Source organism: Flavihumibacter cheonanensis (assembly GCF_022352215.1).
GTDB lineage: Bacteria > Bacteroidota > Bacteroidia > Chitinophagales > Chitinophagaceae > Flavihumibacter > Flavihumibacter cheonanensis.
Genome location: NZ_JAKRWF010000002.1, coordinates 479663 through 496016, shown reverse-complemented (window position 1 = coordinate 496016; position 16354 = coordinate 479663). Strand labels below are relative to the sequence as shown.

General features: G+C 42.9%; 13 protein-coding genes. 7 read left to right on the top strand and 6 right to left on the bottom strand.

Annotated features, from left to right (window positions below; translation table 11 throughout):
- Positions 1-25 precede the first annotated feature (25 nt).
- Positions 26-2530 carry a glycoside hydrolase family 95 protein gene (locus MD536_RS11515; RefSeq protein ID WP_239599309.1) on the bottom strand — a complete coding sequence of 835 codons (2505 nt, stop codon included), beginning with the start codon at positions 2528-2530 and terminating at the stop codon, positions 26-28.
- A 289-nt stretch (positions 2531-2819) separates the two neighbouring features.
- Here MD536_RS11515 and MD536_RS11510 point away from each other — a divergent pair, with 289 nt between their 5' ends.
- Together MD536_RS11510 and MD536_RS11505 are read left to right on the top strand one after the other, a co-directional pair.
- Complete coding sequence (locus MD536_RS11510; RefSeq protein WP_239599307.1) at positions 2820-3308, top strand: hypothetical protein; 489 nt, start codon at positions 2820-2822, stop codon at positions 3306-3308.
- A 15-nt stretch (positions 3309-3323) separates the two neighbouring features.
- A complete protein-coding gene (locus MD536_RS11505) occupies positions 3324-3755 on the top strand; it encodes a hypothetical protein (RefSeq protein ID WP_239599293.1) in 432 nt (143 codons plus the stop codon).
- Here MD536_RS11505 and MD536_RS11500 read toward each other — a convergent pair.
- From MD536_RS11500 to MD536_RS11490, 3 genes are all read right to left on the bottom strand, one after another.
- Positions 3747-4733 carry a metallophosphoesterase family protein gene (locus MD536_RS11500; protein ID WP_239599291.1) on the bottom strand — a complete coding sequence of 329 codons (987 nt, stop codon included), beginning with the start codon at positions 4731-4733 and terminating at the stop codon, positions 3747-3749. The two genes, MD536_RS11505 and MD536_RS11500, sit on opposite strands and share 9 nt — an antisense overlap.
- 10 nt (positions 4734-4743) lie before the next feature.
- Positions 4744-6492, bottom strand: a complete 1749-nt coding sequence (locus tag MD536_RS11495; RefSeq protein ID WP_239599290.1) for a DUF4091 domain-containing protein — start codon at positions 6490-6492, stop codon at positions 4744-4746.
- 165 nt (positions 6493-6657) lie between these two features.
- Positions 6658-6975, bottom strand: coding sequence for a carboxypeptidase-like regulatory domain-containing protein (locus MD536_RS11490; RefSeq protein ID WP_239599288.1), 318 nt, complete (start codon positions 6973-6975; stop codon positions 6658-6660).
- Positions 6976-7392: 417 nt separating this feature from the next.
- Here MD536_RS11490 and MD536_RS22085 point away from each other — a divergent pair, with 417 nt between their 5' ends.
- The 3 genes from MD536_RS22085 to MD536_RS11475 all read left to right on the top strand — a co-directional run bounded on the left by MD536_RS22085 (position 7393) and on the right by MD536_RS11475 (position 12180).
- Positions 7393-8619 carry an ATP-binding protein gene (locus MD536_RS22085; protein WP_239599285.1) on the top strand — a complete coding sequence of 409 codons (1227 nt, stop codon included), beginning with the start codon at positions 7393-7395 and terminating at the stop codon, positions 8617-8619.
- A gap of 55 nt (positions 8620-8674) precedes the next feature.
- Entirely contained in the window at positions 8675-11506 is a 2832-nt protein-coding gene (polA, locus tag MD536_RS11480) for a DNA polymerase I (RefSeq protein WP_239599281.1), read from the top strand.
- Positions 11507-11577: 71 nt separating this feature from the next.
- Complete coding sequence (locus tag MD536_RS11475; protein WP_239599279.1) at positions 11578-12180, top strand: YdeI/OmpD-associated family protein; 603 nt, start codon at positions 11578-11580, stop codon at positions 12178-12180.
- A gap of 8 nt (positions 12181-12188) precedes the next feature.
- Here MD536_RS11475 and MD536_RS11470 read toward each other — a convergent pair whose 3' ends face one another.
- Positions 12189-13709: a carbon-nitrogen hydrolase family protein gene (locus MD536_RS11470; RefSeq protein WP_239599273.1), complete on the bottom strand. Its 1521-nt coding sequence runs from the start codon at positions 13707-13709 to the stop codon at positions 12189-12191.
- Between the two features lie 109 nt (positions 13710-13818).
- Here MD536_RS11470 and MD536_RS11465 point away from each other — a divergent pair, with 109 nt between their 5' ends.
- Together MD536_RS11465 and MD536_RS11460 are read left to right on the top strand one after the other, a co-directional pair.
- A complete protein-coding gene (locus tag MD536_RS11465) occupies positions 13819-14472 on the top strand; it encodes a DsbA family protein (RefSeq protein WP_239599271.1) in 654 nt (217 codons plus the stop codon).
- Positions 14473-14477: 5 nt separating this feature from the next.
- Positions 14478-15404 carry a 1-phosphofructokinase family hexose kinase gene (locus tag MD536_RS11460; RefSeq protein WP_239599270.1) on the top strand — a complete coding sequence of 309 codons (927 nt, stop codon included), beginning with the start codon at positions 14478-14480 and terminating at the stop codon, positions 15402-15404.
- Between the two features lie 13 nt (positions 15405-15417).
- On the opposite strand, the gene MD536_RS11455 is transcribed toward MD536_RS11460, so the two are convergent.
- A complete protein-coding gene (locus tag MD536_RS11455; protein WP_239599268.1) occupies positions 15418-16350 on the bottom strand; it encodes a TolB family protein in 933 nt (310 codons plus the stop codon).
- Positions 16351-16354: the final 4 nt, after the last annotated feature.

Here is a 16354-nt window from a genome sequence, read left to right as displayed (position 1 = left end):
ACGACATTCTCCTTCGAGCTGGTACTTATCTGACAAGGTAACGCCTTCCTTTGACCGTTTTAAATTCCACGATCCGATCCTGGTTTTGTGAAGAGGCTATTGTTGTTCCGGATTCACTGGTGATTCGTTTTCCTTTTGGCAGCCAGATTTTACAGGTTCCTCCTAGTTTGGAAAGTACTTCCGCACTTAACAGGCGGCCCTTCTCCCAGGATATATCAACCTCAAATCCATTCCGGGCACTTAATCCTTTCATGGTACCCGTTTCCCAATCGGGATGGGTAGGTAGTGCGGGTAAAAACCGGATAGCAGTTTCCTTTCCATGACTTTGCAGCAGCATTTCAGCCATTCCTGCTGTACCCCCAAAATTTCCGTCAATCTGAAAGGGCGGATGGGCACAAAACAGATTGGCATAGACGCCCCCTCCGCTAGTCATATTGGTACCCATGCTGGTAGCCGGACTCAATAATCCTTTCACCAATTTATTGGCATGATCACCATCTCCAAGTCGCGCCCAAAAGGCAATCTTCCAGGCTTTACTCCAGCCGGTTCCATCATCGCCCCGTTGTTCCAGTGTTTTCCGGGAAGCAGCAGCCAGTTCAGGGGTTGCCCAGGGGGTAATTTCATCATAAGGATGAAGGCCATAAAGATGTGAAACATGACGATGCTTCGGCTCCGCATCTTTCCAATCATCCAGCCATTCATTCAGGTCGCCGGCAGCACCGATTTTATTGGGTGCCAGTCGTGGTATAAGGCCCTCCAATTCTTTTCTAAATCCTTCATCGGTGTTCAGGATGGCTGCTGCCTGCACACAGGCATTGAATAGTTCACGCGTTATCTGCATATCCATGGTAGGACCCATTACCGTGTTACCGCTGAATCCATTTGGCATTATATAGGCATGTTCCGGAGAGTTGGAGGGTGCCGTAACCAGGTACCCATGCCGGGGTGATTCAATTAAAATAGATTGGAGGAATTGAGCCGCTCCTTTCAATACGGGATAGTATTCACGTAAAAAGGAGGTGTCCCTGGTGAATCGAAAATGTTCCCAGATGTGGTCACACAGCCAGGCACCCCCAGTAAGAGTAGATCCCCATGAAGCTCCTTCTCCAGGTGATGTATATAACCAGGGATTTGATATTACATGGGCTGTCCAGCCATTGGCATTGTAATAAGCTTTTGCTGTTTTCTGACCATTCGGAACCAGTGCTTTTGTAAAACGAAACAGCGGATCTGCCAGATCCGAAAGGTTGGTTGTTTCAGCCAGCCAGTAATTCATCTGGATATTGATATTGAGATGGTAATCTCCATTCCAGGGTGTTTGGTATTCCTCTGCCCATAGTCCCTGTAAATTGGCAGGAAGTATGCCTGGCCTGGAGGATGAAATCAACAGGTAACGTCCAAAATTATAATAGAGAACGGGCAGGGTTGGATCTACCCGTTGTAACCGAACACCTTGTTTTGGTTCATGAGAGGAAGCTGCATAACGTTCAAGTCGTTGTTGCGTAGTTAATCGTTGTACTTCCGGATTTTCAGGCATGGACCATTGGTTACGTTGATAATAGCCGGAGTAAACAACCCTGTTTTTTTCAAGTGCTGAATTGTAGTTGAGGTTTGTTTTCAGATAAGCCAGCGCAGTTGGTAATGGATCTTTACCGGTAATTCCAAACTTCGCATAATCATAATCAGTAGCTGCTGAAATTTTAATAATCAGTTCATCTCCATTTTCAATACTCAATACCGGGCGATTCCCCATAGTTATTTGCCGAATTGTACCACCAATGATTTCCGGTTGCACAACTGCTGCAAATCGCAAACCCTTATCTTTTCCACTTGGTAATTGCCCTTGCATTAACAGCATACTTCCCGATACCCTGGATATGGCATTCTCCTTTCTGGATACATCCAGCGAAAGGTTTATCGCACCGGGTTTTGAACTATGAATTCTTACCCAGAGGATATCATTCGAAAAATCTGCCCAGCATACTTCGGTAATGGTTGCACTATCACGGGTATAACGGGTACGTGCAACTGCAGTTGTAAGATCAAGTTCCCGACTATAAGCAGTAACTGGTTTTGTGGTATCCTGCCAGGTTAATAGCAGGTCGCCCAATATCTGATAGGCGCCATATTTTTGATTGGCGCCGTTTCCAAATCCGGATCCTGGGCCTTTGGCAACAAACTCTTTCATTAACAATGCCTGGGCCTCTTTATTCCTGCCTGCCAATAAATGCTCCTGAATGGTTTTGAGGTATTGATGTGCGTTTTCCCGGTCTGCATCCTGCGGGCCGCCAGACCACATAGATATTTCATTCAGCACCAATCGTTCCCTGTTTGGATTTCCAAATTGCATTAGACCCATACGACCATTTCCTATCGGAGCACTTTCTGTAAAATTTTTGGCTGGTTGGTCAAATCGAATAGTATGGGCTGTTGTACTACCATTCATTGTTGAAGCATCTGTTTGGGTACTACCAGAAAATGGTAATGCCAGCAGGGCTGTAAAAACAAAAAGCCGAAAACATGTATTCATATGGAAACAATTGACCTTAAAGATATTTGCAGGCTTTTTATTTAAGTTGGAATTTTTCGCCCGTTTTCACCTAAATCTTCACAGAATTGGAGAAACCTCTATTTGTCTTCTTAACAAATCACTAGGGATTGATTCCATTTTACAGGCCTATATTCGCAAGGAATGATTTATTACTTCTCAACGTACAAGGACTTTAATACAAATACCCCGATTGGCGACTGCTAGTCGGGGATTTATCCTTTAACAGGATCTTTTCTGATCCGTTTTCTTTCCTTTAAATACAAGTAAAATGCAATGGGAATACCTGGCCTTTGCCTTTCTGGCAATTGGCCTGGTGCTGCTATTATTCAGGGTTATCTGGAATTTTCGTATCAAACAACACCAGCAAACCGCGCAATTTCAGGCCTTATGCCGCAGCACCGGACTTAAAATGGACTTATTTGAATTTTTCAGTGATCGGGTTATAGGAATTGATTACCAACAGGGAGCTGTTCTTTATATGCACTTTATTGGTAATCATTACAAACACCAGATTCTATTGATTGAGGAACTTGATCAGTGTTCTCTGGAAAAACAATTCAATGAAAACAGAATCATTGAGGGCATTCATTTATTGTGCCGATTAAAAGATCAATCACTGATTCAACTTGGATTTTATTCTGGAAAAACAGATCACCACCTCGACGCAACTCAACTGGTTCGTAAAGCTGCGTACTGGAAGAGAAAAATAAATATGCTCAAACAGTTCGAAGAATTGAGTCTCGAACAATACGAATAACTTAAAACAATACATATGAAACAAGCTGTTAAGCCGTCATCCAACGGCAGGACCCCTTTATTGCATCCACTTCCGATTGTTCTATTAAAAGATGATGTGGTCTTGATTGAATATTTGATGTCACATCATCCGCAATGGCCGGAAATCGATACGTTAAAAAAGAAAATTCAAACTGCCTCCATTTTAGATGGCATAAATTTTCCAAATGGGGTGGCACGAATTCAATCCACCATCTTATTGCGTGATCGGGTGGCAAAACAGAATATAAGTTATCGGTTGAACCTTCCGGAATCGGGTGCAACTGCAATTCATAATGATAATGTGTTCCGGCCAATGGGAGCCGCCTTATGGGGTATGCAATCCGGAGACGAGCTTATCTGGCCAACTCCTAAAGGGAATCGTTACTATTTTATCTTATCAGTGGTGAACCCGGTTGAATCAATCTAATTTTTTAATCGATCGTTTCGAAATAACGGGTGCAATAGAGGAAGATGTTTCCAGGCGATACGAGGGCGTATAGCCCAACATTTCTGGGGAAGGGCCTTTCCAACGGCTCTTCCTTCCTGCAATCCTTATCTGACCTTTATCAGGGTGGATAGTAAGTGTAGTATAAAGCGCTGATTCATAAGGACAGGTGCTGGCTATCCACGGATATTGCAGGTGTACATCAGTATCGTAACTCTCATGTTTAAAATTACCCCCTACCCAGAAATAAGAGGCTGAATTAATATGTACATAAGGTATACCATTCAAGAAATAAGCTGCATCCAAATGAGTATGTCCATTAATACAGAGCAGAACTTTTTCTTTGTGTTGGTCTAATATGCCCTGTATTTCAAAAGCATTATCAATTGCCATTACCCCTCCAAGTGGTTGATGCGATAGGATTATAACCGGAAGATTTGCCGTACTTAATTGTTGTTGCAGCCAGCTCGTTTGTTCTGAATTAATAAAAGATGGATATCCCCCCTGATAGGACGGAGAGCCTTTATCATTTCCATCAAGAACCACGAATACGATTCCATTCACTGTTACTGCATAATAACGGTGTGGCATACCCCACACTTTAATACATTCTTCAATTGTATGCCCATTATCAGTATCATGGTTCCCGATCACATGATATGCTTTAGAATGTGCATTTCTATAGGCTTCAATAACTCCTTTATTTTTATCAGCCGGATAAGCAAAATCGCCTAGTTGAAATAACGCATCCGGTTTCTCTTTTTTCATAGCGTGCAGAAAAGAATACAGCCGTTGTGCTCCATCATGCATGATATCCTGGTGTAAATCAGCAATCAGGCCAATACTTGTAGTAGTTCCCAGGCTTTTTACAACAGCCATTGCAGCTGTTGGTATAGAAAGAGCAAAACCAGCGAGCATACTGTTCTCGAGGAACCTTCTGCGGGAATATTTCTTTACCATTTTAATTTGTTTATTGCAATTCCAATAATCGCATTTTACTTTCTCCGATAAGGGATTGTGCAGATTGTTTTTCCAGCTTCGCTATTTCAATTTTGTCAAGCAGCTGTTTTAGCTGAATAAGTTTTTCCTGCTGGTTGGATTTTGACCATTCCTCCTTTAGTATCCTGATTTTTTCAAAATCCTGGATGCCTTCAACCAGTTTTTCAAATCGGATACTGCTTGAAGGGCCCGGATAAATCTGGTAGGTATCGCCAGCGGGCCAGGCGGTATATCGACTGTTGTTGAAAGGATCTCTGGTCCAGCTATTATAAGCCCATCTTAAATATCCAGTGAAGCCCTTAGCCTGGGCAAACCAACCCAGGAATACATGTTCAGCCGGGGGCGAGAATGTAAAACCATTTGGAAAGGCTTCAGTGCAGCAGGTATAAAAAGTTGTTGGACGTTTTTCATCCTTTCTGCGATGCAGAATTGAACTATCGAGGCTCCATCTCGAAGCAACGCAATAGTCGAATATTTCTTTTTCAATTTCGGGATGATAATCCCCTGCCAATGCAATTTTCCAGGATGGATCAATCGATTTTAAAAGAGCAATGGCTGTTTTCATAGCAGGCATAGGTCGTTCATCCATGGCAATAGAAGTAATGCCAAACCAGTTTTTTTGCTTCAGATGATTGGTAAAAGCTTCCAGCATAGGTTTCCAGGTTGCAACGTAAGCAGGTGTGTTTATTTCGGTTGCAATACTGGTGTCCCGCTGCGTTGACTCATCATAATAACGAACCATCATTTTCCAGGGAATCATGGAATAACAATTAATCCGCTTGTTTATACCGCAGCTCATTACAAATTCTACATATTCATCAAATCTGGAAAAATCATAAGACCAGCTCCCGTCGGTTTTTTTTATCCATCTGATCAATGAAGGAAAATCATCAAAAGTCTGATGACCCCATGGCTCATGTACAATGGATGTTGTGATATTTTTTTGTCCGGCTGCCGCCAGTTGTTCATAATAAGGCCGCATCTTTTCATAATGCGCTGAAGACCACAAAGGAACATTGTGAACTCGGGCAATGGCTGCCGGATGTTGCCAAAGATCAAGATCAAAGGTCCAGTCAGATGGTGGTGGTAAGGTCCTCGAATTGACAGTCAATTCAAGATCCAGTTTTACATTATTGCTGGTATTTACAGCAGCCTGGTAAATACCAGGTTGTGCATCTTGGGGTACTTGAATGCTAATCCAGAAATAGGCCAGACTGTCTGCTGATAGAACAGGTTCAGCATTCGGAATAAGGGGATCAGTTACAGTTGAAGTATAAAAAGCTGAAGAGTCCGGACGGTATCCGCATCCGCTACGATATTCATCTGTTAATACATACGTTATCTGTCGAACTGATATATTAGATGCAGTAATCTCATCGCCATTTTCATTAACTAATGGAGAAACTTTCAGTGAAAATCTATTCTTTTCCTTTCCAGCCTTGGTTTTCATTACTACCTGTACATGTACACGTTCCCCTTTCCATGCATTTAACTGATATGTTGGTTTCAGCAGTTTTTCTGAAAACAAAGTCGAAGCAAGTATAACCTGACCATTCTTCAGAATTGGATTGTTTGTCGAATCCCAGGGACCTGGAACAGATTCAACCAGCCGGATATCTGAAGAAAAAAAACCAGCCTCACCATGCGGTGAGCAGGCTGATAGAAACAGTAAGAATAAACTGCTGATAGTTAGCAATCTGAAGGAAATCAGGAGGTTCATAAAAATTCCCATTAGTTGAGAAAAGAAAGATACCCTCAATAATTGTAAAACCTCCTGCTCCCAGGCGAATTGACGCAAACGTTTGCTATAAAAAAACCGGTTCGCCGTAGCGAAACCGGTTATACTCAAGGTAGCACATCCGTACTCAATGAGCACGAATTTGGCTTATTGATTCAGCTTGATTTCGCCGACATCAACAGTAGCACCTTCCGCAACTTCTACACCATCCTTGGCTGTATTCTTATAAGGAGCAACTGCCTCAATTATAATCTGATAAGTACCTGCTTTGAGGTTTTTAAGCTCAAAAGCTCCGTTTGCTACAGGTGCTTTTACTGTGTCAGACGTGGATAAAGCCCAAGCCTGGGTAGCGCCTTCTGCAGGACTCACAGTCCCTTTTACAGTTGCTGTATTGACATCTTTAAAAGAAAACAGGCTTACGGTTGCGATTCCCAGTGCCATTGCGGTCATTTGTAACTTTTTCATACTACTGATTTTTAAATTGGATAAATGAATTGTTTGATAACAGATAAGTAAATCCAATCATTGTGCCAGAATTTTCCCATTAAAATGTTAATGCCGCTATTATTATCTAGAAACCCTTTACAGATCTGGATTACAGTCGGATGGAATGATTATTGATTATAAGATTTAAAGAACTGGAAATAAATATTTCAATAGATTATTTATTACCTAAAAAACATTGATCCGAATAGCTTGAACATTTATTATTTGCACACTTTTTAAGTGCGTTATAAAAGCTGGTATTTAGATCGCTAAAGAGCGTATTTTTTGTGTAATACACGGCTAATTATTAACTGGAAAAGGAAATTAGTACTAAAAATTATTTGAGAAATACTAATATATTATATTAAATTTACTCAATTAAATTTCACCTAAAGCGTGGTTAAGGCAACTTTAAACCTGGCAGTTAGCCGGATTTTCAGGCAGAATCAAATTTTAGTCCTTCAGGGACCCGTTTTAGTAGGCAAAAGAATTTTAGCGGAGCAAATCGCAAAACAGTTGCGTAAGAAGATTTTGATCATCGATTTATCAAAATCAATGGATCGGCGCAGAATTATTCATCCGGATTTATTTTTTTCCGCTCATACCAAAGAATTGATTTTTATTGAATCAATTGATTGTATGCCGTCAATTTTGGTAGATATAAAACTTTTTACATCCAAATTCAAAAACCAGCCAAAATTCATTTTATCAACCGATTTTGGATTTCAGACAGTTTTCAGATTTTTCCAGGTTCCAAAAAAATTTATTCTACAAGAGGTTTTTCCAGGCTCATTACTTTCGCTTAAGTTCAACAAATCAGCAATTATCTGGCAGCATTGGCTGAAAGGTGGTTTTCCAGGTTTTATCTCTGCTCCTTCAAATCGGGTAATGGGAAATCGTGCAGAACGGATTCTGGACCTACTTGTTTCGGCTGATTCGGTTCCCATAGTCGGACATCAGCTTGACAGAAATAAAATTAGAAGATGTCTTGAGTTAATTGCTCAACTGAATGGGAGCATTTTAAATTTTCAGGTGCTAGCCCGAGCAATGGGAATTTCAGGTCCAACGGTGCTGAGGTATATACGATTTCTGGAGGCCTCATTTTTTATTCGTTTGCTTCCTGCATTACCAGGAGCAAACAAAAAGCGGTTGGCTAAAGCACCTAAGATTTATGTCCGTGATTCAGGAATCCTGCACCATTTATTGGGCATTCAATCATTACGTGCTTTGAGTAAGTCCACCTGCCAGGCCGGCTCCTGGGAAGGATATGTTATCGAGGAAATTGCCAAAATCCTTCCAGATAAATATCAGATGTATTACTACCGCACTCAGCATGCCGCTGAAATTCAACTTGTTATAACTAAAAAAGAAAAGTTATCAGCTGGCAGCGAAATGCCAGCTATCGCTGTTTTGATCCAAACAGGAAGTATTCCCTTGATTAACAGGGCACTAAGAAATTGTCTGTCGGATCTGCCCACTAAAAAAAACTACATAGTTCGGGTAAATCAACAGGAAGAGCGTGGAGGGCAACCTAATGATTTACCTTCCGATAGTCTTGCCACCATCAATTGTTCAATAATATCCCTGGCCGATCTATTGCAAAAACTTTCCCTCTTACGCTGATTGGCAATGTTTGCCCTTGCGGCTCTGCTCTTTTTCATAACCCTATCTTTGTTATATGGACAAAAGACTATTTCTGCTCGACGCGATGGCCCTGATTTTCAGAGCCTATTATGCACTCATCCGCAGTCCGCGTATCACCACCCAGGGTAAGAACACCAATGCTCAATTCGGTTTTACGAATGCTTTATTGGAACTGATAAATAACCGGCACCCCACCCATATGGCGGTTTGTTTTGATACCCAGGCCCCTACCGAACGTCATACTGATTTCACAGATTATAAGGCCAATCGCCAGGAAGCTCCGGAAGACCTGCTTCTTGCCATACCTGATATCAAGCGAATCATTCGTGGTTTTAATATCCCCGTTGTGGAGTTGGATGGTTTTGAAGCAGATGATGTAGTTGGCACACTATCCAAACAGGCCGCTACCGCCGGCTATGAAGTGTTCATGGTAACACCTGATAAAGATTATGGTCAATTGGTTTCTGATAAAATCAAAATATACAAACCAGGTTACCAGGGTGGAGATATTGAAATTTTAGGTCCGGAAGAAGTCTGTTCAAAATGGAATATACGTTCCGTTGACCAGGTAATTGATATGCTGGGATTGATGGGAGATGCCGTTGATAATATACCAGGTATTGCAGGTGTGGGTGAAAAAACCGCCTCCAAGCTGTTAAATGAATATGGCACACTTGAAAACATTCTGGCCAACGCTGATTCAATAAAAGGAGCTTTGGGAGAAAAAGTGCGGAACGGAAAAGATGCCGCCATCCTGTCCAAAAAACTGGCAACCATCATCACCAATGTCCCGGTAGAATTTCATGAGGAAGACTTCCGGTTGAAAGACTGGAATCGGGAAGCGCTGAAAGAAATTTTCACTGAATTGGAATTTAAAACAGTTGCCAAACGCATTCTTGGTGAAGATATCCAGGTTGTTACACAAGCGAATCAATCGGTTCAAACTGATTTATTTGGCAATGTTGTTACTACGCCAAATAATGGCGTTAGTCAGATAAATTCTGAGAAATCAGATGATTCTGACGGCAATTCGAGCCATTTTGTTGATAAAAACATCCAAAATACCCCCCATCAATATGAATTGGTGGAAGGTTCAGATGCTATTGAAGCATTAATCAAAGTATTATCAGCAGAGCCGGAAATCTGCTTTGATACGGAAACCACCAGCCTGGATGCAAACGATGCCGAACTGGTAGGCCTCTCTTTTTCAGTTAAGCCTCATACCGGTTATTATGTTCCCTGTCCGGCTGACCAGGTCAAAACAAAAAGTATTTTAAACCAGTTTAATCCCCTTTTCAGGGACCCGGCCAAAACATGGGTAGGCCAAAACATCAAATACGATTTACTTATCCTGAAATGGTATGGTTACGAACTAAGTGGTAAACTGTTCGACACCATGCTGGCTCACTATGTCATAGAGCCTGAAGGAAAGCGTGGTATGGATCTGCTCAGCACCAAATACCTGGGTTATGAGCCGATCCACATCGAAGAACTGATCGGCAAAAAAGGGAAGAACCAGGGAAATATGAGGGATGTTGAGCTGGAAAAAATCAAGGAATATGCCGCCGAGGATGCAGATATCACCCTTCAGTTAAAACAGAAATTTGTTCCCCTGCTGGAATCCCTGGAAGTGAAATCCGTTTTCGAAAAAGTTGAAAACCCCCTCGTTAAGGTGTTGACGGATATGGAATATGAAGGAATTAAAGTAGATACGGACTTTTTAAACGACTACTCGAAAGAGCTGGATAAAGATTCAAAAGCAGCAGAGGAGAGAGTGTATGCGGCTGCAGGTGTTCGCTTCAACCTGGCTTCCCCCAAACAATTAGGAGAAGTGCTGTTTGAAAAACTGAAACTTGACCCCAAAGCCAAAAAAACCAAAACCGGACAATATGCCACAGGTGAAGATGTGTTGGCCAAACTTGCATTGCAAAACCCAATTGTGGATGATATCCTGGCCTTCCGCGAGTTAACCAAGCTCAAATCAACCTATGTGGATGCCCTTCCACTCATGATCAACCGCAAAACAGGTAGGGTTCACACTTCCTATGCACAGGCAGTCGCTGTTACAGGAAGATTGTCCAGTAATAATCCAAACCTGCAGAATATTCCTATCCGTACTGAAAGAGGCAAGGAAATCAGAAAGGCATTCATCCCCAGAGACAGTGAGCATATCCTGCTTTCAGCTGATTATTCACAAATAGAATTACGTATCGTCGCAGCCATTAGTGGTGACCCGAATATGTGTGAAGCGTTCCGCCAGGGAAAAGATATTCATACTGCAACTGCTGCCAAGGTGTATGGTATCGATGAAGCGGATGTTACCAAAGACATGCGCCGTAAAGCCAAAAGCGTCAATTTCGGTATAATCTATGGACAAGGTGCATTTGGCCTGGCTGATAACCTGGGAATCTCCAGAACAGAAGCCAAAGAAATAATAGATAACTATAAAAAGGAATTCAGCGGAATTACCCGATACATGGACGAAACAGTCAATTTCGCCAAAGAACATGGCTATGTTCAAACCCTGATGGGACGAAAACGCTGGTTACGCGATATCAACTCCTCTAATTTTACCGTCCGCGGATTTGCAGAACGCAACGCCATCAACTCGCCCATCCAGGGATCTGCGGCTGATATGATCAAACTTGCCATGACATCACTGCATGCTGCCATAAAAAAAGCCGGACTTAAAAGCAAAATGATCCTGCAGGTGCACGATGAATTGGTTTTTGATGCACGAAAGGATGAAGTGGATCAGCTAAAACCCCTGATACTGGAATGTATGCAATCAGCCCTGCCGCTGCCCAATGAGGTTCCGGTAATTGCTGAAGTTGGCCAGGGCACCAACTGGCTCGAAGCTCACTAAAAAGTGCTCTCCGCCGCGGCGGATGGCACCGGTCGGGTGGCTGGAATCAGGGAATTTGCGTAAATTAGGATATGCCGCAGTTGGACTCCCGCATCGACGATTACATAGCAAAAGCTCAGCCTTTTGCCCAGCCCATCCTGCTGCATATAAGGGAGCAAATTCACAGGACCTGCCCGGAGGTCAAAGAAACTGTTAAATGGGGCATGCCGCATTTTGAATACAAAAACGAAGTGCTTTGCAGTTTCGCAGGTTTTAAGAACCATTGCGCATTCACCTTCTGGAAGGCAGCCCTGATGAAGGATCCTACTTTATTGCAAAATGCCCGGGAAGAAAAGTCAATGGGGCATCTCGGTCCTATCAAATCGATCGACGATCTTCCTGTTCACTTCACCACACTACTTCAGGAGGCCATGCTGCTCAACGAACAGGGTATTAAACTTCCACGCAAAACTACCTCCAACCACAAAGAATGTATGCTTCCTCCCGCATTTGAACAGGCGCTACGGAAAAACCATCGCGCCTGGGAGGTCTTTGATAAATTCAGCTATAGTCACCGGAAAGAATACATTGAATGGATCACAGAAGCGAAAACCGATGCCACCCGACAGAAACGAATCGACCAGGCAGTGGAATGGATCGCAGATGGCAAAAACCGCAACTGGAAATACACGTAATTTGTAAACTACTTGAGTAATTTCAGCTCATAGAGATCATGGCGACGGTCCTTCAGGGTAGTCACACTTCCATATTCATGCAATTCCGATAAAAGGGTCAGATCCACATCTGACACAATGATCATTTCCGTATTGGGTGTAGCTTCCGCTTTAATGCCATTCACCGGAAAAGCAAAATCAGAAGGAGTCAGTACAGCTGACTGCGCAAATTGTAAATCCATATTATGCACTTTAGGCAGATTACCCACCGTTCCGGCAATCGCAACAAAACATTCATTTTCGATTGCCCGCGCCGCAGCACAATAACGTACCCGGTTATACGCATTTTGTGTATCCGTTAAAAAAGGAACAAATAATATCTGCATACCCTGATCAGCTAATAGTCTTGATAACTCCGGAAACTCTACATCATAACAGATCAACACACCAACCTTACCAGCATCCGTTTCAATTACCTGGATTTTATCCCCGCCTTTTATGGCCCATTCATATTCTTCTGAAGGTGTAGGATGGATTTTGTCGTAAAAGTCAATTCGGCCATTCCGATGCAGGAAATAAGATGTATTGTATAACTCTCCATCCCGGATGGAAGGCATGGAACCACCGATGATATTCACATTATACGAGATGGCCAGTTTGGAAAGAGCATCTACGATATCAGGTGTTAATGCAGCCAGCTCGCGAATCGCTGCATGCCCGGGCAGATGATTAAACTGTTCCATCAAAGGAGCATTGAACAATTCAGGCAGCAGGCAGAAATCAGAATTGTAATCACTTACCGCGTCCACAAAATATTCAACCTGCTCCATCATATCCTTTAATGTTGCATATTGCCGCATTTGCCATTGAACCAATCCGATACGGACAAAATCCTTCCGCAGGTTCAGCGCATTTCGGTTTGGTTCATAATATACATTGTACCATACTAACAGGGTTGCATAACCGCGGGATTCCCTGTCCTCGGGCAGGTAATGCTGCATCACTTTTTTAATCTGGAAATCATTTGCCAGCTGAAAACTAAGCGTACTATCATGTAATTCCCGGCGCTTGACTTTTTCCAGGTATTCGCGCGGCGTCATATCTTCCGCGTACTTTCCATATCCCGGAATTCTGCCACCTGCAACAATGGCCCGCAGATTCAGGTTTTCACACAATACTTTACGGGCCTCGTATAAACGCCGGGCCAACCGCAATCCACGAAACTCAGGATGGATAAACATCTCAATTCCATAAAGAACATCCCCTTGCGGATCATGTGTGTCAAAGGTATAATTACCCGTAACCTGGCGGTAGGAATGGGTGTCACCAAACCGGTTGAAATTAACTATAAGGGTGAGGGCACATCCCACCACACGACCGTCGAGTGTTACACAGATCTGACCTTCCGGAAATTTCTTAATGAGCTTGGCCAGGGATTCCTCGCCCCAGTATTGTCCGCCCATGCTGGCATAGGCCTCAATCATGGATTCTTTCAATTCCTGGTAATCCGCCATTGTTAAATTCCTTACTTCGATTGTTGCATTTTCCATAAAATCAGCTTTGCTGTAAGTTAAACAATAACCCAGGTACAAACGGTTCGGTTGTTAAGATCTCATTAATAGTCAGTGAAAGTCCCGCTGAAAGCTGGTAATTTGCAGCATGACCCCTGTACTTTATTATTGCTACGATGCTTATTGCGGATGGTGCTATGGTTTTAGTCCGGTTATCAAAAAAATCCATAAACTCTATTCCGACCGGGTTGGGTTCGAAGTATTATCCGGTGGTATGATCCTACCTGACCAGCCAAGGCATATTGGTATTATGGCCGGATATATTGCTGATGCTTATAAGTCAGTGGAAGAATTAACCGGTATCCGGTTCGGACAAGACTATCTCTGGCATATTTTTAATCCCGATTTGAGTGATTGGTACCCGAATTCGGAAAAACCGGCTATTGCACTGTGCATTTTCAAAGATATTTATCCGGATCAACAGGTTGAATTCGCTTCCGATTTACAGTATGCATTGCATTTTGAAGGCAGGGATCTTTGTGATAACGAGGCCTACCGCCATCTATTGGAGAAGTATAATCTTGACGCGGATGATTTCTACCAAAAGCTGGGCTCCGAAGAATATAAAGAGAAAGCCTATTATGAGTTTCAGCTTTGTAAACAGTTACAGGTCACCGGGTATCCCTGTGTACTGATGCAGGTCAGCGAAAGCAAATTCTTTATGCTGGCTCGCGGATATACCGATGAAGCAAGTTTTATTCAACGTATCGAAGCGGTATTGGCTGACCTGAATAAAAATTAAGTGCCATGATCCTTACTGTAACACCGAATCCGGCAGTTGATAAAAGTACTCGAACAACCCAGTTGATTCCTGAAAAAAAACTCAGGTGCAGTGATATGGTGGTGGAAGCAGGAGGCGGAGGGATTAATGTAAGCAAAGGCCTCCAACGATTAGGAGCGCCAAATAAGGCACTGATTACCAGTGGTGGTTTTAATGGAAAGCAGCTGGAAGCCTGCCTTCGGGAAGAAGGAATTTCTTACCATACCATTCAAATACCAGGAGAAACCCGGGAGAATATAGTGGTCCTTGAAGAGCAAAGCAATAACCAGTTTCGATTTGTATTACCCGGACCAACCCTTCAACCGGAAATTGAAGAAGACATTCTTAGTGCTATCAGAAATCTTCCGGTTGCTCCGAAAATTATTGTAGGAAGCGGCAGTCTGCCTCCCGGATTCAAGGATAATTTCTATGCACGATTGGTAACACTTGCCAATGAGCTGGGAGCCAAAACTATAATTGATTGTTCCGGCAAACCTCTGGAACTGGCGGTGGCCGCTGGCGTTTACCTGGTAAAGCCAAATCTGAATGAATTGAGTCAATTGTCCGGAGTTTCGGCATTGGAAACAGATCAGGTGGTGGAAGCAGCACAGAGACTGCTGAAAAAAGGATCCTGCAGGATGGTAGCAGTTTCTTTGGGTGCTCAGGGTGCCATATTGGTTAACAAAGACCAGGTGATTCGTGTCCCGGCTCCAACAGTAAAAAAGCAGAGTACAGTTGGCGCCGGTGATTCCATGGTTGCCGGAATGTGCTACCAGATCTGGAAAAATGCTGATCCTGCTGATATCATTCGATATGGAGTGGCTTGCGGAACAGCTGCGACCATGAATCCGGGAACCCAGTTGTTTCAAAGGATTGATGCAGATCGCCTTTTTGATTGGCTAAGTAACCAGTAGCGTCAGCCCTGTTTCAGGGTTTACGTTTTTCAACAATAACCGGAGCAAGGTTGGTTTTCCAGTCATTGATTCCTGTGAGTGCTTTGAAAGTCGTTTCATTAACCTGTTTAATTCCGATGTCATATCTCCGGTTACTACTATCCGTTATATCTGCTACAAGCCAGTTACCATCGGCAGTCCAGTCATGCCAGCCTGCATTCTGTTCACCCATGGTTAGTTGCCACTGTTTTTTCCCATCAGGTGTTATAGCATATAGCTGATACTGACCTTTGCGGAATGATTGATAACTGATAAACTGTTCTTTTGCGTTCCAACGGGGTGCTCCGGCATGATAACTATACCACTTAGCAGTTGTATCCGAAGAGGGATATCTTGTTAACTGCTGTCGGTTTGTTCCATCCCGTTGCATGATCCAGATTTCTATGATTTCCTGCTGGTCCCTGCGATGCTGACGAAATCTGTATGCGATCCGGTTTCCGTTTTCAACAAAAACCGGATCGTTAAAATAGGAGGCGGTATCATTTGTCAACCACTTAAAAGAACCGGATACAAGGTCAATAGTTGCCAGTTGGAAACGAATGGCAGGGCCCTTTCTTGCACTAACAAGCATGGTATTTCCAAAATTATCCATCCAGGAATCTTCCAATTGCAGGTCACTTATTTTCTTCAATCCAGATCCATCCGGATTCATTTTATATAGGAAAAAACATCGGCTGCATGTATCCCGGTCGCTGATAAAATAAATCGTTTGTCCATCTGCATGGTATGTCCAGTCAACGGCCTTCCGGTTACTAAGATTCTTTTTATTGCGACCATCGGCATCCATTATATAAACTTCATAATCTTTTTGAACTGTATCATATACATTATAAGCGATGCTGAAATCCTGCGACTCAGCTGAAATCCAGGAAAAGGTGCAAAGGAAAACCAGTACTAAAATTTTCATATGA